Origin of the sequence: Nonomuraea sp. NPDC049309 (assembly GCF_043196965.1) — a bacterium.
Classification (GTDB): domain Bacteria; phylum Actinomycetota; class Actinomycetes; order Streptosporangiales; family Streptosporangiaceae; genus Nonomuraea; species Nonomuraea fastidiosa.
Genome location: NZ_JBICSH010000002.1, coordinates 215,324 through 232,601, shown reverse-complemented (window position 1 = coordinate 232,601; position 17,278 = coordinate 215,324). Strand labels below are relative to the sequence as shown.

General features: G+C 71.1%; 19 protein-coding genes and 2 tRNA genes. 16 read left to right on the top strand and 5 right to left on the bottom strand.

All coding sequences use genetic code 11. From position 1 onward, the window contains the following. Positions 1-66: 66 nt before the first annotated feature. Complete coding sequence (locus tag ACGFIM_RS14905) at positions 67-771, top strand: flavin reductase family protein (protein WP_393200232.1); 705 nt, start codon at positions 67-69, stop codon at positions 769-771. Here ACGFIM_RS14905 and ACGFIM_RS14900 read toward each other — a convergent pair. Genes ACGFIM_RS14900 through ACGFIM_RS14890 form a run of 3 tightly spaced genes read right to left on the bottom strand, consistent with a single transcriptional unit; the run spans position 693 to position 1,852 of the window. Next, positions 693-1,241 carry an NUDIX hydrolase gene (locus ACGFIM_RS14900; protein ID WP_393200230.1) on the bottom strand — a complete coding sequence of 183 codons (549 nt, stop codon included), beginning with the start codon at positions 1,239-1,241 and terminating at the stop codon, positions 693-695. The two genes, ACGFIM_RS14905 and ACGFIM_RS14900, sit on opposite strands and share 79 nt — an antisense overlap. 32 nt (positions 1,242-1,273) lie before the next feature. Next, positions 1,274-1,684: a hypothetical protein gene (locus tag ACGFIM_RS14895; RefSeq protein ID WP_393200228.1), complete on the bottom strand. Its 411-nt coding sequence runs from the start codon at positions 1,682-1,684 to the stop codon at positions 1,274-1,276. Positions 1,685-1,708: 24 nt separating this feature from the next. Continuing rightward, positions 1,709-1,852, bottom strand: coding sequence for a hypothetical protein (locus ACGFIM_RS14890; RefSeq protein WP_393200226.1), 144 nt, complete (start codon positions 1,850-1,852; stop codon positions 1,709-1,711). A gap of 163 nt (positions 1,853-2,015) precedes the next feature. Between ACGFIM_RS14890 and ACGFIM_RS14885 the strand changes: the two genes are divergently transcribed. The 11 genes from ACGFIM_RS14885 (at position 2,016) to ACGFIM_RS14835 (ending at position 10,453) form a co-directional block, all read left to right on the top strand. Beyond that, on the top strand, positions 2,016-3,020 hold the full coding sequence (locus tag ACGFIM_RS14885; RefSeq protein WP_393200224.1) for a GH25 family lysozyme: 1,005 nt from the start codon (positions 2,016-2,018) through the stop codon (positions 3,018-3,020). A 20-nt stretch (positions 3,021-3,040) separates the two neighbouring features. Next, positions 3,041-3,562, top strand: coding sequence for a C40 family peptidase (locus ACGFIM_RS14880; RefSeq protein WP_393200221.1), 522 nt, complete (start codon positions 3,041-3,043; stop codon positions 3,560-3,562). 75 nt (positions 3,563-3,637) lie between these two features. Continuing rightward, positions 3,638-3,904, top strand: coding sequence for a transposase (locus tag ACGFIM_RS14875; RefSeq protein WP_393200219.1), 267 nt, complete (start codon positions 3,638-3,640; stop codon positions 3,902-3,904). Between the two features lie 39 nt (positions 3,905-3,943). Next, positions 3,944-4,019, top strand: a tRNA-Thr gene (locus ACGFIM_RS14870). Between the two features lie 1,167 nt (positions 4,020-5,186). Then, positions 5,187-5,260: transfer RNA gene (locus ACGFIM_RS14865), tRNA-Met, on the top strand. 71 nt (positions 5,261-5,331) lie between these two features. Continuing rightward, positions 5,332-5,496 carry a 50S ribosomal protein L33 gene (gene rpmG, locus ACGFIM_RS14860; RefSeq protein WP_101786011.1) on the top strand — a complete coding sequence of 55 codons (165 nt, stop codon included), beginning with the start codon at positions 5,332-5,334 and terminating at the stop codon, positions 5,494-5,496. A gap of 695 nt (positions 5,497-6,191) precedes the next feature. Further along, positions 6,192-6,641 carry a MaoC family dehydratase N-terminal domain-containing protein gene (locus tag ACGFIM_RS14855; protein WP_393200217.1) on the top strand — a complete coding sequence of 150 codons (450 nt, stop codon included), beginning with the start codon at positions 6,192-6,194 and terminating at the stop codon, positions 6,639-6,641. A 1-nt stretch (position 6,642) separates the two neighbouring features. Continuing rightward, positions 6,643-7,071, top strand: a complete 429-nt coding sequence (locus tag ACGFIM_RS14850; protein WP_393200215.1) for a MaoC family dehydratase — start codon at positions 6,643-6,645, stop codon at positions 7,069-7,071. A 281-nt stretch (positions 7,072-7,352) separates the two neighbouring features. Next, positions 7,353-8,432, top strand: coding sequence for a hypothetical protein (locus ACGFIM_RS14845; RefSeq protein WP_393200213.1), 1,080 nt, complete (start codon positions 7,353-7,355; stop codon positions 8,430-8,432). Positions 8,433-8,443: 11 nt separating this feature from the next. Next, positions 8,444-9,478: a UDP-N-acetylmuramate dehydrogenase gene (locus ACGFIM_RS14840; protein WP_393200211.1), complete on the top strand. Its 1,035-nt coding sequence runs from the start codon at positions 8,444-8,446 to the stop codon at positions 9,476-9,478. A gap of 408 nt (positions 9,479-9,886) precedes the next feature. Further along, complete coding sequence (locus ACGFIM_RS14835; RefSeq protein ID WP_393200209.1) at positions 9,887-10,453, top strand: TMEM165/GDT1 family protein; 567 nt, start codon at positions 9,887-9,889, stop codon at positions 10,451-10,453. Positions 10,454-10,459: 6 nt separating this feature from the next. Here ACGFIM_RS14835 and ACGFIM_RS14830 read toward each other — a convergent pair whose 3' ends face one another. Next, positions 10,460-13,309 (bottom strand): ATP-binding protein, encoded by a 2,850-nt coding sequence (locus ACGFIM_RS14830; protein ID WP_393200207.1) that lies wholly within the window; start codon positions 13,307-13,309, stop codon positions 10,460-10,462. Between the two features lie 145 nt (positions 13,310-13,454). Continuing rightward, positions 13,455-13,601: a hypothetical protein gene (locus ACGFIM_RS14825; RefSeq protein ID WP_393200205.1), complete on the bottom strand. Its 147-nt coding sequence runs from the start codon at positions 13,599-13,601 to the stop codon at positions 13,455-13,457. 229 nt (positions 13,602-13,830) lie between these two features. Between ACGFIM_RS14825 and deoC the strand changes: the two genes are divergently transcribed. From deoC to ACGFIM_RS14805, 4 genes are read left to right on the top strand one after another with little or no spacing between them, the layout of a single operon-like run. After that, positions 13,831-14,760 carry a deoxyribose-phosphate aldolase gene (gene deoC / locus ACGFIM_RS14820; RefSeq protein ID WP_393200203.1) on the top strand — a complete coding sequence of 310 codons (930 nt, stop codon included), beginning with the start codon at positions 13,831-13,833 and terminating at the stop codon, positions 14,758-14,760. 3 nt (positions 14,761-14,763) lie between these two features. Continuing rightward, positions 14,764-16,188: an aldehyde dehydrogenase family protein gene (locus ACGFIM_RS14815; protein WP_393200201.1), complete on the top strand. Its 1,425-nt coding sequence runs from the start codon at positions 14,764-14,766 to the stop codon at positions 16,186-16,188. Then, positions 16,178-16,375, top strand: a complete 198-nt coding sequence (locus ACGFIM_RS14810) for a hypothetical protein (RefSeq protein WP_364062700.1) — start codon at positions 16,178-16,180, stop codon at positions 16,373-16,375. Before ACGFIM_RS14815 ends, ACGFIM_RS14810 begins: the two co-directional genes overlap by 11 nt. Then, positions 16,368-17,213, top strand: coding sequence for an aldehyde dehydrogenase family protein (locus ACGFIM_RS14805; RefSeq protein ID WP_393200198.1), 846 nt, complete (start codon positions 16,368-16,370; stop codon positions 17,211-17,213). The genes ACGFIM_RS14810 and ACGFIM_RS14805 overlap by 8 nt, the downstream gene beginning before the upstream one ends. The last annotated feature ends 65 nt before the right edge of the window (positions 17,214-17,278 follow it).

Below are 17,278 nucleotides of genomic sequence, written 5' to 3'. Positions count from 1 at the left end.
AGCCCGGAAACGCGAGGTCCGATGGCCGCCAGCGCGCGGCGCGAGCACGTACGACAGTGGGCGACCATGAGCACTCTCGTCCGATCCCACACCGCGATCGAGCCGAACATTCTGTACTTCGGCACGCCCGTCGTCCTGATCTCCACCCTGAACGAGGACGGCACGCCCAACCTGGCCCCCATGTCGTCGGCGTTCTGGCTCGGCTGGCGGGCCGTGCTCGGCCTGGGCCGGCGCGCCAAGACCGCGGAGAACCTGCTGCGGACCCGCGAATGCGTGCTGAACCTGCCGTCGGACGCGCTCGCGGGCGCGGTGGACCGGCTGGCCCTCACCACCGGTTCCGACCCCGTGCCTGAGGGCAAGCGGCGGCGGGGCTACCGGACCGTCCGCGACAAGTTCGGCCGGGCCGGGCTCACGCCGGTCGGGTCGGAGACGGTGGCACCGCCCCGCGCGGCCGAGTGCCCGGTCGCCATGGAGGCCGTGCTGGAGCGCCACCACCCCGTCGATGACGGCGGCGTGCTCGCGTTCGAGGTGCGGGTGCAGCGCGTCTGGGTGCACGAGGACGTCCGCATGACCGGCACCGCCGATCGCATCGACCCGGACGCCTGGCGGCCGCTCATCATGAGCTTCCAGCACCTGTACGGCCTCGGCCCCCGGGTTCACCGCTCCACGCTGGCCACCGTCCCCGAACGCCTCTACCGGCCGGACGCCGACCTGGAACGGGCCCGCACGATCTCAAGCGGCACCGCCTCAAGCAGCATCGACCAGGTCTGAGGCCCGCAGAGGCGGTCGATCTCGTCTTTGGTGAGCCAGGCCGCCCGCGTGCTCTCCGACCCGGCGGGCGGGCTGGTGGGCGCGCCGGGCCCCGGCAGCGTGGCCCGGCACATCACCATGTACGCCAGCCGCGGATAGCGGTAGCCGGCGGGCGGCGGCTCCAGCAGTTCGATGCGCTGCCAGGCGAAGACCGACAGGGCGGACGGCGGCAGGCGCAGCCCGGTCTCCTCGTACAGCTCCCTGGCCGCCGCCTCGACCGGGTCCTCGCCCGGCTCCAGGTGACCGCCCGGGATGTCCCAGCCGCGGCCCTCACGGTCGACGCACGTCATGAGCGTCCGGCCGTCCGCGTCGGAGACGAACGCGAACGCCGACGTCACCCGCCCGTCGGGCAGGCCCACGGTCTCGATCACCTCGAGGCGGTGCGCGACCGGGATCCACGGAACGGTCATAGTGGCCAGCACGGAAGTCACCGGCTCACTGTGGTCGCGGCCCCGCGGCCCTGTCAAAGCGGTGCTGTCAAAGCGGTGCTGTCAGAGCGGTGCTGTCGAAGCGGGGCTGTCAGAGCGGTTTCACAGGCCCTGGCGCATGGCCCGGTCGCCCAGGTAGAGGCCGATCGCGGCGACGGCGCAGGCCGCATGCGGTGCCGTACAGGACGCTGGGCGCGGTCAGGTCGCCGGCGAAGAGCGCGCTGGGCGTCCACGATGTAGGTGACCGGGTTGATCCGCCCGAGCGTCCGCAGCCGGCCGGGCGCGGTCTCCAGCGGCGGCAGCGCCCCGCTCAGCAGCAGCGGGAACTGCACCGATCGGGCGACGACGTGGAGCCCCATGCCGAACAGCAGCCCGGCCGGGTTGCGCAGGCTCGGCCGCACGTCGCGGGCGAAGACGGTGGTGGCGTCACGCAGGAACGTCGTCATCGCGGATGCTTCTCCCCGTCAGGGTCAGGAACACGTCGTCGAGGGTGGGCGGGTGGTCTCGGCCGTGATGACCTTGATGCCGGCGGCGTCGAGCGCCCGCAGGCAGCCGGGCAGCGCGGCCGTGGCCTGGGCGGCCCGCAGCCGCAGGAGGGCATGTGGACGCTGCACGCCACCGCCGGACCCGGCGCGGTGCTGGAGAGCCCCTGGCTCGCGCCCCTGCGGCCGGTACGCGGCCGCTGGGCCTGGGGCCGGTCCGCCGCGTCGATACCACCCGGAAAGGAGATATTTCCGAGCTTGCGAAATGATGCATGGCTCCGGAAGGATCACCGGCGTGAAACGTCTCCTGTTATTCGCGGCGATCGCGTCGGCCGGCATGAGCGGCGTCGCCCACGCGGCCGACGGCCTGCCCGGTGTGGACGTCAGCAACTGGACAGGCGAAATCGACTGGCCGGCCGTTGCCGCCGGTGGCGGGAAATTCGCGTTCGTGCAGGCCACCGAGGGTACGGACTATCGAAATCCGCTTTTCGACGCCCAGTACGGCGGCGCCGCGGCGGCGGGTCTCATCCGCGGCGCATATCACTTCGCGCAACCGCACGAATCCGATGGGAGCGCGCAGGCCGACTTTTTCCTGCAGAACGGCGGTAACTGGGTGAGCGACGGGATGACGCTTCCTGGAGTGCTCGATTTGGAGGACAACCCGTACGAGGAGAGGAACGGCAAGAACGCCTGTTACGGCCTGTCGGTGAAGGACATGGTCGCCTGGATCAAGGACTTCACCGCGAAGTACTACGAGGCCACCGGGCGGCGGGCGATCATCTACACGACCACGAGCTGGTGGCGTACGTGCACGGGCGACTCCACGAAGTTCGCCGCACACCCGCTCTGGCTGGCGCGCTGGGGGAGCGAGCCGGGCGAGCCGCCGAAGAGCTGGAAGAAGCACACGTTCTGGCAGTCGGCGGAGAAGGGGCCGCTGGTGGGCGGCCAGAACGCGTTCAACGGCTCGGAGTCCGCGCTGAAGGAGCTGGCCAACCCGCCGGCCGAGGTGCGGGTGTCGGGCCGGGCCAAGGGGCGGACGTCGTACTCGGTCACGATCTCCAACACCGGGCCGCACCCGGTCACGAACGTCAGGCTGTCGGGGCGCGCCTTCGGCGGCCAGCGCGTGGTGAAGGCGCCGGGCTGCACGTTCAGCGGGACCGCCGTGCGATGCGTGGTCGGCGAGCTGCCGCGCGGGCGCAAGGCGACGTTCACGTTCACGACCAAGCCGCGGAAGGCGAAGGGCGCGGTCGGGATGTCCGTGACCGTGGGATCGGTGAAACTTACCCTTAAAGCCCGATAAATCGGCTTCAAGGGGGCGAAATGCGGCGGCGGGTGGCCGTGGCGGCTTCCCTGCTCCTGCTCGCCGCCACGGCGTCGGTGCCCCAGGGGCTGTCGCTGCCGCCGCTGACCGTGCGGATCGCGTACGAGATCGAGCGGCGCGACATCCCCTACTCCTGGGGCGGCGGCCACGGGCCCACCCCGGGGCCGTCCAAGGGCACCTGCCTGGGCTACCAGGGCGCGATCAAACCCTGCCCCGCCGCCCGGACGCGCGGCCTCGACTGCTCCGGCTTCACCCGCTGGGTCTACGCGCTCGCGTACGGGCGTGACGTGTTAGGGCCAGGCAACACCGACGCGCACGTACGCAGGATGCGCCGCGTCAAGCAGCCCCGCCCCGGTGACCTGGTCTTCTTCGGCAAGATCGGCAAGAAGCGGATCAAGACCCATCATGTCGGCATCTACCTCGGCGGCGACCGGATGATGAACGCCCCGGAGACCGGGGCCACCGTGCGCGTCGACTCCATCGCCGCCAAGAAGGACTTCGCCGGCTTCTACCGCTACTGACGTACCGATCCGGTATGCCGGTAACGCGTGGTGCGCCACGGAAATTGAGAGACCCCACGGCTAATCTGAGCCGCTATGGACAGGCGTATGGCAAGGCGCTGGGTGGGGCTCGACGGCTGGGAGGTCGTCGGAGCCGTACGCAGGGGGCGCCAGGTGCTCCGGGTGCGCAGAAACGGGTGGGTGGTCGCCGACTGCACGTCCGTCGCCGAGGTCGCCGCGCTCGTCGATCTGGCCGATCTGTGCGAGGTCATCGACTTCCCCGCCCGCCGTTCCCCGGCCACCGCCGGATCTTCTGCGCCGGACTCCGGCGAGAGGACGCGATCGAGTTCGCATCATCGGTGAGTGCCGTGTATGGTTACACCTGTCCGCAGCGCCGGACAGGCCCCTATAGCTCAGTCGGCAGAGCGTCTCCATGGTAAGGAGAAGGTCAACGGTTCGATTCCGTTTGGGGGCTCCACGAGAAACCAAGTCAACGCCCGCTCCGAACTCCGGAGCCGGGCGTTTTTCGTTGCCCAGCCACACCCGCTGGAACGCGCAGCCGGACGACCACGGCGCCGACCATCCCGACGTTCCTCCTGGCCATGCGGCAATGTCCCCCGGCCGTGCGGCGACAGTCCGCCTGGCCGTGCGGCAATGTCCCCCGGCCGTGCGGCGACAGTCCGCCTGGCCGTGCGGCAACGTCCGCCTGGCCGTGCGGCGACAGTCCGTCTGGCCGTGCGGCCAGTTCGCTTGGTCGTACAGCAACAGTCCGCCTGAGCAGCCCGACCCGAAGTCGCCACCCCCGATCGCGAGCGAGGATCGTGCGCCGGCGGGGCACAGACCGACCAGTTGGGCCACAACAAGCCGACTGCGGCTCGAGGCGGCGCGTAGGGGCGGGTGTGAGGCGGCGCGTAGGACCGGTGCGGGGCGGTGTGCAGGGCCGGGTGTGAGGCGGCGTGCAGGGCGGGTGCGGGGCCGCCGTAGGGCCGGGTGTGAGGCGGCGCGCGATACCGGACTCGAGGAGATGCGGGAGGGCCGCGTGCGACCGCGCAGGGGGGCTCGCCGCCGCCCGCAGAGGCCGGGCGGTGTCTCGAGACGCTGACCTGGTCCGACGCGACCCTGGCGACGTCACGTCCGGAAGGACCGGAAGGACCCCACCGACGTGGTCCGGCACGCCCTGGCGAGGCTGCGCACAGAAAGGCCACCTGGCCTGGTGCGGCGCGCCCCGGTGAGGTCACGTCCGGAAGGGGCCGCTGCCGTGGTTCAGCACGACTCCGCGCATCGAGGTGGGCTCAGGAGCGGCGCGGGAGGGCTCGTGGTCCATCGGCCGGGGCGGGCTCGTGGACGGCGCGGAGGCGGGTTCGCGGGTGGCCACCGGTGAGCTCTTGTTCGGTGCCGGCGCGGCCTTACGGGCGGTCGCCAAGGGCTGAGAGCTGCGGACGCGGTGGGCGGTGGGGTTCGCTGTAGGCCGGGGGCGCTGCTACGCTGATCACCCTCGCGTGGAGCGGTCGGGGGATGCCGCTTAACGATTATGGTTGACGGGGGTTCCTGAGGCATACTGGAAGCACCCCACCCGATCGGGTGAGTTACGTACGTGCTCGCCGCTTCGGGTATCCTCTACGGGCCGGGTCGTTACCGGCTCAAAGGCGGAGTAGCTCAGTCAGGTAGAGCAAACGGCTCATAATCGTTGTGTCGCCGGTTCAAGTCCGGCCTCCGCTACTGCCCGATCCCAGGTCCACCGACCTGGGTATGGGCGTGTCCATGTCCCGAACGTAGAAAGGCACTCCCAAGTGGCTGCCACCGACGTTAGGCCGAAGATCACGCTGGCCTGCCAGGAGTGCAAGCACCGCAACTACATCACGCGGAAGAACCGGCGCAACGACCCGGATCGGCTTGAGCTGAAGAAGTACTGCCCCAACTGCCGCACGCACCGCGCGCACCGCGAGACCCGATAGGTTCTCCGGGCAGGGCTTCTGTCTCAATATCTCCAATAACGCACAGCCGGCGTCCCGCTGTAGGGCGCCGGTTTGTCGTGTCTGAGGCCGTCTGCCTCAGCCAGGTCGCTTCTTGGGGGCGGTTTGTAGGCCGTCTGCCGCCTTAGTAGTTCTTCTCAGGTCCGTCTGCCGCCTTAGGAGGCCGTTTCCCGCGCTTCGGCGCCTTGCAAGTACGTCTCCCGCGCTTCGGCGCCCAGCAGGTACGTCTCCCGCGCTTCGGCGCCTAGTAGGCCGTCTGCCGCGCTTCGGCGTGCTTCGCAGGCCGGTGTCCCGTAGTGGTCGCCGGCTTGCTGTGTTTCCGTAGGCGTCCTCTGTCCGTCGCTGCCGGCGCCATTCGGCTGGATCCCGTCGGAGCCGTCGGTGGGGTCCTCCCGGTGCGGGTGCCCAGGGGCGGGTTCGTGTGGGTGCCAGTGGCGGGTTCGTGCGGGTCACGCTGGCAAGGGCGGTTGGCGGGTGAGTTGTGGGGGGGCTTTCCTTGGCGTTGGGTTGTTGTTGCTGGGGGCCTTGTGGGCGGGGTCTCTGACGTACGCTCATTCGGCCTGCGCCGGGTGCCTTGTCTGCTCGGCAAAAAGGTTTTCATCGCAGGGACAGCCGAACGTTGTTCTGTTAGCGTCTCGCTCATCGACGCCGGTACGGAGACATCCGAGGGAGCAACGATGGCCTTGAATCGTGACTTCGTGGGCAGAACGTACCCGCCCAGTGCCCCGTACGAGGTGAGCCGGGTGAAGATCAAGGAGTTCGCGGCCGCCATCGGTGACCACAACCCGCTCTACCGCGACCGCGAGGCCGCGAGGGCCGCCGGTTATCCCGACGTCATCGCGCCGCCCACGTTCCCCATCGTGTTCAGCCTCCAGAGCGGCGGCGAGGCGCTGGTCGATCCCGACCTCGGGCTGAACCTCGCCATGGTCGTCCACGGCGAGCAGCGTTTCGAGTACGTACGCCCCATCCACGCCGGCGACGAGCTCGTCATGACCTCCACCATCACCGACATCCGCACCGCCGGGCGTAACGAGCTGCTGACGGTCAGGAGCGACGTGCGCACGGTCGAGGGCGAGCCGGTCTGCGTCACCTACAACACGATCATCGAGCGCGGAGGAGCGGGCTGAGATGGGCGCGACGGTGAAGTACGACGAGGTCGAGGTCGGGCAGGAGATCCCGGCCGTGGACTACCGGGTGCGCCGCCTGGACCTGGTGATGTACGCGGGCGCGTCCGGCGACTTCAACCAGATCCACTGGAACGAGCGCTTCGCCAAGAAGGTCGGGCTGCCCGATGTGATCGCGCACGGCATGTACACGATGGCGCAGGCCGGGCGGTTCGTCACCGACTGGGTGGGCGATCCCGGCGCGGTGGTGGACTTCGGGGTGCGGTTCTCGTCGATGGTGGTCGTGCCCGACGATGACAAGGGTGCGACGATCACGGTCAGCGGGGTCGTCGAGGACAAGCTGGACGACAAGCGGGTGGTCATCGGGCTCACCGCCATGGCGGGCGACACCAAGGTGCTGTCCAAGGCACGGGCCGTCGTCCAGCTCTCCTGACCTCGTCTCCCGCCCCTGATGTCCGTCTCGCCACCTCGTCTCCCGCCCCTGACGTCCTCTCACCACCTCGTCTCCCGCCCCTGATGTCCGTCTCACCACCTCGTCTCCCGCCCCTGATGTCCCCTCGCCACACCATCTCCCACCCCTGACGTCTCCTCGTCAGGTGCGTTCCTGACTGGAGAGCGTTTCCGGTCGGTCGGGTGTTTCGGTGGGAGTGATGGGGCGGTCGGGGTTTCGGTGGGCGTGATAGGGCGGGCGGGTCTTGGGTAGCGGGTTCGGTTATGACCACAGCAGCGCGACACGTCTGGCCCACCGTACGATCGATCCCCGTCTCCGCCGTCACCGACGCCAGACCGCCGGGCCATCTCAAGGCCGCGCGGATCGAGCAGGTCGCGGGCGTCAGCGGCACCGGGCGGGACACGGCGGGCGGCGCGCACACCGGCGCCGGGCGGGACACGGCGGGCGCCGAGCACACCAGGCGGGCGTCCGGTGTCGGTACGGCGGGAGCCCGCCCGCGCGGCGCCCGCGCCCGCATGAACCCCGCCGCCGAGCTGGGCTTCTCCGGCGACCCCGGCCAGCACGGCGACCAGGGTGACGGCATGCTGCACGCCCAGCGCACCTGGGACGCCACGCTGGCCACCAACCGCCTGGACGACCTGGGCGTGAACACCGAGCGGCAGCGCGTGGAGACCCGGGACGTGACGGCCTGCGTCGGGCTGCTGGTGGACGGCTGGCCGGAGGACGTCAGGCGGTGCGTGGAGTCGGTGATCGAGCACACCGGCGCCCGGGTGCTGGTCCTCGACCTGGGGAACGTGGAGGGGGCCGGCGACGTGCTGGACGTGCTGGCCGAGCGGCATCCCGAGCGGATCGCGGTCTGGCACGTGGCCGAGGCGCCGCACTGGCGGGGCGGCACGGCCACCTGGGGCGAGAGCCGGGCGAAGCTGCTGCACCTGGACGACTCCGAGGTGCACGTCCTCATGGAGACCGGCCTGGAGCTGCGCGGCGACGCGCTGACCCCGCTCGTGGCGGCGGTCAACGAGGGCGCGGTCGCGGCCGGGTGGCGGGGTGCGGAGCCGTCCGGCGATACGTGGGTGGAGGCTGACCCGGGCGAGGTGCGGGCGCTCACGGGCGGCATCATCGCCGTACGCAGGGCGCAGGCGCTGGCCGCGCTGCCCGAGGACGCCACGTACGGCCGCCACGCCGACCTGCGGCTCTCCCTGGCGCTGCCCGGCGAGCTGGTCGTCCCCCACGGGCACGCGCCGGTGCTGCCGCTGTCCTCGCACGACGTGCCCGGCGAGTACGCGGACCGGGAGTCGCGCCGCAACTACGAGGAGGTGCTGCGCGCGCTGCACGCCTCATAAGCTTGTCGGTCATGGAGATGCTCGCGCCGTACACCACCCTGCGCCTGGGCGGTCCCGCCCGCGACTTCGCCGAGGCCACCACGGCGGAGCAGCTCGTGTCGCTGATCGCGGAGGCCGACCGGACCTCGACCCCCACACTGGTGCTCGGCGGAGGCAGCAACCTCGTGGTGGCCGACGAGGGCTTCGACGGCCTGGTCATCAAGGTCGCCACCGAGGGCGTGACGGTCTCGCGCGACGGCGAGCAGGTGGTCGTGACCGCCGAGGCGGGCGAGGACTGGGACGCGCTGGTGTCCCGCGCGGTGAGCGAGGGCTGGGCGGGCATCGAGTGCATGTCGGGCATTCCCGGTCAGGTCGGCTCGACGCCGATCCAGAACGTCGGAGCGTACGGCCAGGAGGTCGCCCAGACGATCCGGTGCGTGCGCGCCTACGACCGGCGCACCCGGCAGGTGGCCGACCTGGAGGCGCGGCAGTGCGGCTTCTCCTACCGCGACAGCGTCTTCAAGCGGGAGCCCGGGCGTTACGTGGTGCTCGCGGTGACGTACGCGCTCGACGTGTCCGAGCTGTCGGCGCCGCTCGCGTACGAGGAGCTGGCGCGCAGGCTCGGCACCGAGGCGGGCGGCCGGGTGCCGCTGGGGCGGGCCCGTGAGGCCGTGCTGGCGCTGCGCAGGGGCAAGGGCATGGTGCTCGACCCCGGCGACCCCGACACGCGCAGCGCGGGCTCGTTCTTCACCAACCCGGTACTCACCGCCGAGCAGGCGGCGGAGCTGGCGGTCAGGGCTCCGGGGCATCCGCGCTGGGAGATGCCGGGCGGGCTGATCAAGGTGCCGGCCGCGTGGCTGATCGAGCAGGCGGGCTTCCCCAAGGGGTACGAGCGCGGCCCCGTACGCATCTCCACCAAGCACACGCTCGCGCTCACCAACCCGACGGGGACCGCCACCACGCGCGACCTGCTTGAGCTGGCCAGGGAGGTGCGGGACGGCGTGCGGGAGAAGTTCGGGGTCACGCTGGTCAACGAGCCGGTGATGGTGGGCTGCGCCCTCGACTGATGACCGCGCCGGCCGGTCAGGCCGCACGCGCTCGGGGTAGCCGTCTGGCCGGGTCCTGCGCGTTCGGAGCGTGGCCGGCCCGGCCGGGTCCCGCGCGCTCGCAACGTGGCCGGCCCGGTCGAGTCGCAGGCCCTCGGCGAGCGGCTGTGCCGGCCGAGGCCGGGCGGCCTCGCGGAATGGCCATGCCGGCCGAGCTGTTAAGGTGTCTTGAGTTACCGAAGGGGAGTAGTCCCAATCGCGTGATCGACACACTGGCGTCCTCGGGCGCCCGGTCACGCGGGCCACTAGCGGGCGGACGAGACCTTCGGCCTGGCAGCCATGTTCGACGAGGCGCTGCCGGGCCGAAGTCGTGCCCGAAATCCCCTGGGTGCCGCGCTTCCGGTCCGGTCGCGCGGAAGGGGACCCCCTTTGGAAGCGTTCTGGATCAGTCTCGGTGCGATCTTCATCGCCGAGCTGGGCGACAAGAGCCAGCTGATGGCCATGACGTTCGCCACCCGGTTCAAGATCTGGCCCGTGCTGGCCGGTATCACGATCGCCACCACCGCCGTCCACCTCGCCAGCGTCGCGCTGGGCGGGCTGATCGGCACCGCGCTGCCCACCACGGCCATCTCGATCGTGGCGGGGATCGCGTTCATCGGCTTCGCGCTGTGGACGCTGCGCGGCGACGAGCTGACCGAGGAGGAGGCTAGCAAGGCCCGCCGCACCACCAGGAACGCCCTGATCGCGGTGACCGTGGCGTTCTTCCTCAGCGAGCTGGGCGACAAGACGATGCTGGCCACGATCACGCTCGCCACCAAGCACGACTGGCTGGGCACGTGGATCGGCTCGACGGTCGGCATGGTCGCCGCCGACGCCCTTGCCATCGTGGTCGGCCGGATGCTGGGCAAGCACCTGCCCGAGCGGATCATCAAGTACGGCGCCGCCGCCGCGTTCGCGATCTTCGGCCTGGTGATGATCGGTGAGGCGCTCCTCTGACGCGGGCTAGGACAGCAGCGACAGGCGGTGCGCCGCGGCGGCCGCCTCGCCCCTCGTGGTGACCCCGAGCTTGGCGAGGATGTTCGACACGTGCACGCTCACCGTTTTCGCCGAGATGAACAGCTCGGCGGCGATGTCCCGGTTCGTACGCCCCTGGGTGACCAGGCGCAGCACCTCCAGCTCGCGCGGTGTGAGCAGGTCCGACGGCTCCTGTGTCACGTCCACGCCGCCGACCCGGCGGCCCAGCGTCTCGATCTCCTCCACCAGCGGGGTGGCGCGCAGCGCCTCGGCCAGCGGCAGCGCCACCTTGAGCCGGGCCGCCGCGCCCTCCCTGTCGCCGCCGCGCGCGGCCGCGACGGCGGCCCTGTGCAGGGCCTTGGCCTGGTTGTGCGGGCGGTGCAGCCGCTCCCACGCGTCCGCGGCGGCGTCGAAGTCCCCCAGGTACGACAGCCGGTACGCCTCCACGACCGGCCCGTCCACGGTCAGCTCCGCGGCCACCTCGGCGGCCTGCCGGCGCACGGCGGCCGTCCGTTCGGGCTCGGCCTCCTGGGCCGCGTCGCAGACCGTGCGCAGCAGCGACAGCAGCCGCCAGCTCAGCATGGCCTTGCTCGACCGCTTGGGCTGGGTGAGGATCCGCTCGGCGGCGGCCAGCGCGGCGGCGGGCTCGCCCCGGGTGAGGTGCCAGCCGATGAGCAGCCGGGCGTTGCTGATGACGTCCTGGACGAACTCCTCCTGGCGCGCCGAGAACAGCCCGATCTCGGTCAGCAGGCCCTCGACGAGCTGCATCTCGCCTCTGGCCAGCGCGATGTCGGCGCGGACGCGCAGCAGGGCGTAGCGGGTGCGCAGCACCGGGCCGAGGCTGAGCGCCGTCTCGACGGTCTCGATGGCCTCGTCCCAGCGGCCCAGCGACTCCAGCGCCTCGGCGCGGTTGTTGAGGATGAACAGCCCGTTCCCGCGCGTCCTGCCGTACTTCTTGGTGATGCGCCAGCCCTCTTCGCCCAGGCGCAGCGCCTCGTCGGCGCGGCCCATTTCGATGAGCGTGTCCATGTTGTTGCCGAGGGCGCGTGCGATGACGCGGACGTTGCCCTCCTCGTGCCCGATCCGCAGCGCCTGTTCGTTGATGGCGAGGGTGCTGGCCAGCCGGCCGCGCAGCGAGTGGCCGAGCGCCTGGTTCATCAGCAGCTCGGCCTCCAGGCAGCGGTCGGCGTGCTCCCTGACCCAGCGCAGGCCCTCGGCGAGGAGCCGGTCGGCCTCCTCGATCTCGCCGCGCAGCATGAGCTGGCGGCTGAGCGGGGTGATGACCTCGGCCCATTCGGGGGTGTTCTCGGGGACGAGCCGCAGCGCGTGCCTGAGGTCGTCGATGACGCCGGGCTGGCCCTTGGAGTTCTTGAACGCCGCCCGGCGCACGATGAGCTGCGACACCCTGGCGGGCTCGCGGCTCTCGTCCAGCTCGGCCAGCGCCGCCTTGACGAACTTGACGCCCCGGTCCACGTCGCCGCCGGCGTTGGCGGCCTCGGAGGCGCGCTCCAGCACGCCGGTGTGGTCGGCGCCGATCAGCGTGGCCGCCTCCGGCACCCGGTCCCAGAGCATGAGCACGCGTTCCAGCAGCGGCACGGCCTCGGTGTAGGCGAAGGTCTTGAACGACTCCTGCGCCGCCTCCCAGGCCGACAGCAGCGCGCCGCGGTCGTCGCGGGCGCCGTAATAGTGGTGCGCCAGCTCGACCGCGGCCCTGCCGGGCGGCACGAGCGTGCGGTCCTTGGAGATCTCCTCCGCGTACCTGGCGTGCAGCCGCTGGTGCTCGCCGGGCAGCAGCTCGTCGTGCACGGCCTCGCGGATGAGCGAGTGGCGGAAGGCGTAGGCGCGGCCGTCGGCGATCTGCAGGACGTTGCGCGCGATGGCGGGGCGCAGCGCGGCCTCCAGCTCGACGTCCGACAGGCCGCTGACGGCGGCGAGCAGCGCGTGGCCGATTCGGTTGCCGCCGGCGGCGGCGACGCGCAGCACCCGCTGGGTCTCCTCGGGCAGGCGTTCGACGGAGGCGAGGATGAGGTCGTGCATGGAGTCGGGGAACGAGCACTCTCCGTTCTCCAGCAGGGCTTCGACGAACAGCGGGATGCCCTCGCTGCGCTCGTAGACGTTCTCGATCTTGGAGTACTCGGGGGTCGTGCCGAGGATGGCGGTCATCTGCTGGGCGACCTCGTCCCGCGACAGCCGGGGCAGCTCCAGGCGCAGCACGCCCTGGACGCGGCCCAGCTCGGCCAGCACGGGCCTGAGCGGATGCTGGCGGTGCAGGTCGTCGGAGCGGTAGGTCATCACCATCAGCACCTGCGTGGTGTGCAGGTTGCGGCTGAGGAACGCGATGAGGTCGCGGCTGGAGCGGTCGGCCCAGTGGATGTCCTCGATGACGAGGACCGTGGGGCGGTTCTCCGAGAGGCGTTCGAGGAGGGTGAGGAACTGCTCGAACAGCCGGGCCCGTCCGGTCTCGGTCTCGCCGTCGCCGCTCGGCTCGCCGAACTCGGGCAGCAGGCGGGCGAGGTCGCGTTCTGCGCCGTCGGGCAGCAGCCCGGTCACGGCGGCGGGTCCCTGCTCCCTGACGAGCTGGCGCAGCGCGGCGGTGAACGGCGCGTACGCAAGGCCTTCCGTCGACAGCTCCACGCAGCCGCCGAAGAGCACGTGGGCGCCGTCGGCGGCGCACTGCTCGGCGAAGCGGTGCACGAGCCGGGTCTTGCCGACCCCGGCCTCGCCGCCGAGCAGGACGGCGGTCACGGTGCCTTTCCTGGCGTCGTCGAGGCTTTCAGAAAGAGTCGCCAGCTCCTCTTCCCGCCCGACGAAGACGGGACTGACAGATCGTCCCCGCATGTCGTCCAGCATGTCACGCCACATCCGGTGTTTTCGACGTCTTTAGTCGGGTATCGGGCATGTCCCCGGGAAGAGGGCGGATGTCATCAAATGGGGACGAAGGCCCGGCCGCGTGGGAGGGAGCGGCCGGGCTCTCGTGCGGTGCTCATGCGGAACGGCGGCGGCCGAAGACCGAGCGGCGCTCGGCCTTGTTGTGACGCTCGGCGTCGCGTACCCGCCGGTGGTCGGCGGCGGCCTTGCGCAGCTCGTTCGCATGGTTCTTCATGAGCTCGAACTCGATCTCGGGATGCATGGAAAATCTCCTGAAAGTCGTGTCTTTCGCTGACATCTTCAAGACTCCTCCTAAGGCCCTGCCTCCCACATCGGGTGGATGCCTTATCTCCGTCACTCCGCCGCGCCCGGGATACCTAGACCGCCCGCCCCGCCGCCTCGGACATACCTAGGACCAGGATCCGCGCGGCCTAAGGCGGCCCGGTTTGGAGGTGGCGGCCCTGGTCGGCGATGCTGTCTAGGTGTCAACTGTGACTACCTCGCTTGCCGACGTCGCCTCGTCCGACGCGGCGCTGCGAGCATTCCTGCACGGCCTGCCCGGCGTCGACCGGGTCGGCGCCGACCAGCGCGCGGCGATGCTCGGCACCCGATCGATCAAGACCACGGCCAAGGCGCAGGCCATCGACCTGGCCATCTCCATGGTCGACCTGACCACCCTCGAGGGGGCCGACACGGCCGGGAAGGTGCGCGCGCTGTGCACCAAGGCCGTGCGCCCCGGAGGCGACGCGCCCTCCGTCGCGGCCGTCTGCGTCTACCCCGACCTCGTCGGCGTCGCGGCCGAGGCGCTCAAGGGCACCGGCGTCAAGGTCGCCTCCGTCGCCACCGCGTTCCCCAGCGGGCGCTCCTCGCTGGAGGTGAAGGTGAGCGACACCAAGCTCGCCGTCGCCGCCGGAGCCGACGAGATCGACATGGTGATCGACCGCGGCGCGTTCCTGTCCGGGCGGTACATGAAGGTCTACGAGCAGATCGCCGCGGTGAAGGAGGCCTGCGGCACCGCCCACCTCAAGGTGATCCTCGAGACCGGTGAGCTGTCCACCTACGACAACGTGCGCCGGGCGTCCTGGCTGGCGATGCTGGCCGGCGCCGACTTCATCAAGACCTCCACGGGCAAGGTGTCGCCGGCCGCCACGCCGCCGGTGACGCTCATCATGCTGGAGGCCGTACGCGACTTCCGCGACGCGACCGGCCGCCAGGTGGGCGTGAAGCCGGCGGGCGGCATCCGCACGGCGAAGGACGCGATCAGAAACCTGGTGCTGGTCAACGAGACCGCCGGCGACGACTGGCTGACCCCCGACTGGTTCAGGATCGGCGCCTCCTCGCTGCTCAACGACCTGCTCATGCAGCGCGAGAAGCTGGCCACCGGCCGTTACGCGGGCCCCGACTACTTCACCCTGGACTAGACGATGTTCGAATACGCACCCGCACCCGAGTCGCGCGACATCGTTGACCTGAAGTCCTCCTACGGGCTGTTCATCAACGGTGAGTTCGTCGACGGCTCGGGCCCCTCGTTCAAGACCGTCAATCCCGCCACCGAGGAGACGCTCGCGGAGGTCGCCACCGCCACCTCCGACGACGTCGACCGCGCCGTGCAGGCCGCGCGCAAGGCGTTCGGCGTCTGGAGCGCGCTGCCCGGCACCGAGCGGGCCAAATACCTCTTCCGCATCGCGCGGATCATCCAGGAGCGCGCCAGGGAGCTGGCCGTGCTGGAGACGCTCGACAACGGCAAGCCCATCCGCGAGTCCCGCGACGTGGACCTGCCGCTCGTCGCGGCCCACTTCTTCTACTACGCGGGCTGGGCCGACAAGCTGGAGTACGCCGGGTTCGGCCCCGAGCCCAAGCCGCTCGGCGTGGCCGGCCAGGTCATCCCCTGGAACTTCCCGCTGCTCATGCTGGCCTGGAAGATCGCCCCGGCGCTGGCCTGCGGCAACACGGTCGTGCTCAAGCCGGCCGAGACCACGCCGCTGACGGCGCTGGCCTTCGCCGACATCTGCCGCCAGGCCGACCTGCCGCCCGGCGTGGTGAACATCGTCACCGGCGCGGGCGAGACCGGCGCCGCCGTGGTCGCGCACCCCGATGTCGACAAGGTCGCCTTCACCGGCTCCACCGAGGTCGGCCGCATCATCGCGCGCACCGTCGCGGGCACCGGCAAGAAGCTCACGCTGGAGCTCGGCGGCAAGGCCGCCAACATCGTCTTCGACGACGCCGCCATCGACCAGGCCGTCGAAGGCATCGTCAACGGCATCTTCTTCAACCAGGGACACGTCTGCTGCGCCGGGTCCCGGCTGCTGGTCCAGGAGTCGATCCAGGACGAGCTGCTGGCCGCGCTCAAGCGTCGCCTCGGCACGCTGCGGCTCGGCGACCCGCTCGACAAGAACACCGACATCGGCGCGATCAACTCCGCCGACCAGCTCGCCAAGATCCGCAGGCTCAGCGACCTGGGCGAGGCCGAGGGCGCCGAGCGCTGGTCGCCCGCCTGCGAGCTGCCCGAGCGCGGCTACTGGTTCCCGCCCACGGTCTTCACCGGCGTCGCGCAGTCCCACAGCATCGCCAGGGAGGAGATCTTCGGCCCGGTGCTGTCCGTGCTGACCTTCCGCACCCCGGCCGAGGCGGTCGAGAAGGCCAACAACACCCCGTACGGGCTGTCGGCCGGCGTGTGGACCGAGAAGGGCTCGCGCATTCTCTGGCTGGCCGACCGGCTGCGCGCCGGCGTGGTGTGGGCCAACACGTTCAACAGGTTCGACCCTGCCTCGCCCTTCGGCGGCTACAAGGAGTCGGGCTACGGCCGCGAGGGCGGGCGTCACGGGCTGGAGGCCTACCTTGACGTGTGAACACCGCAGGTCCCGCCGCAGGAAGCTGCGCGCGCAGGCCACCAGGGGCCACGCCTACGCCAGGGCCGGGCGTCCCGTGCGCACCGGGTGGTACGCACACCGCTGCGGCGTCAGCAGGTGCGGCCAGGTCTTCGTGCCCGTCCAGATGTCGCAGGAGTCCACGTGGAGGGGGCGCGGCGATGAGTAGGTTGTCCGTCCGCAAGACCTACAAGCTGTACATCGGCGGGGCATTCCCGCGCTCCGAGAGTGGGAGGTCCTACCCGGTGACCTCGGCCAAGGGAGAGTTCCTCGCCAACGCCTCGCGGGCCTCGCGCAAGGACGCCCGCGACGCCGTCGTGGCCGCCCGCAAGGCGTTCCCCGGCTGGTCGGGGGCGACCGCGTACAACAGGGGGCAGATCCTCTACCGCATCGCCGAGATGCTGGAGGGCCGGCGCGCGCAGTTCGCCGACGAGCTGGGCGGCGCTCGCAAGGGGGCGCTCGACCAGGTCGACGCCGCCATCGACCGGCTGGTCTGGTACGCGGGCTGGTCCGACAAGATCGCATCCGTGCACGGCGGCGCGAACCCCGTCGCCGGGCCGTACTTCAACCTGTCCACGCCCGAGCCGACCGGCGTGGTCGCCGTGGTCGCGCCCGACGACCCGCTGCTCGGGCTGGTGTCCGTGGTCGCCCCGGTGATCGTGACCGGCAACACCTGCGTCGTCGTGGCCTCCGAGCCCGCGCCGTTGCCCGCGATCACCCTGGCCGAGGTGCTGGCCACCTCCGACCTGCCCGGCGGCGTCGTCAACATCCTCACCGGGCGGCGCGCCGAGCTGGTCCCGCCGCTGGCGGCCCACATGGACGTCAACGGCATCGACCTGACCGGCGTCACCGACCCCGACCTCGCGCTGAGCGCCGAGCAGGCGGCGGCGGAGAACCTCAAGCGGGTCGCGCGGCCGGTGCGGGAGGACTGGACGGCCGGCCCGGGGATCGGGCGGATGACCCGGTTCCTGGAGACCAAGACCGTCTGGCACCCCGTCGGCATCTGAGGTCCTGCGGGGCCGCACCGGTGGCCCGCGCGTGCTCTCAGCGCCAGATCTCGCTGAAGCGGTGG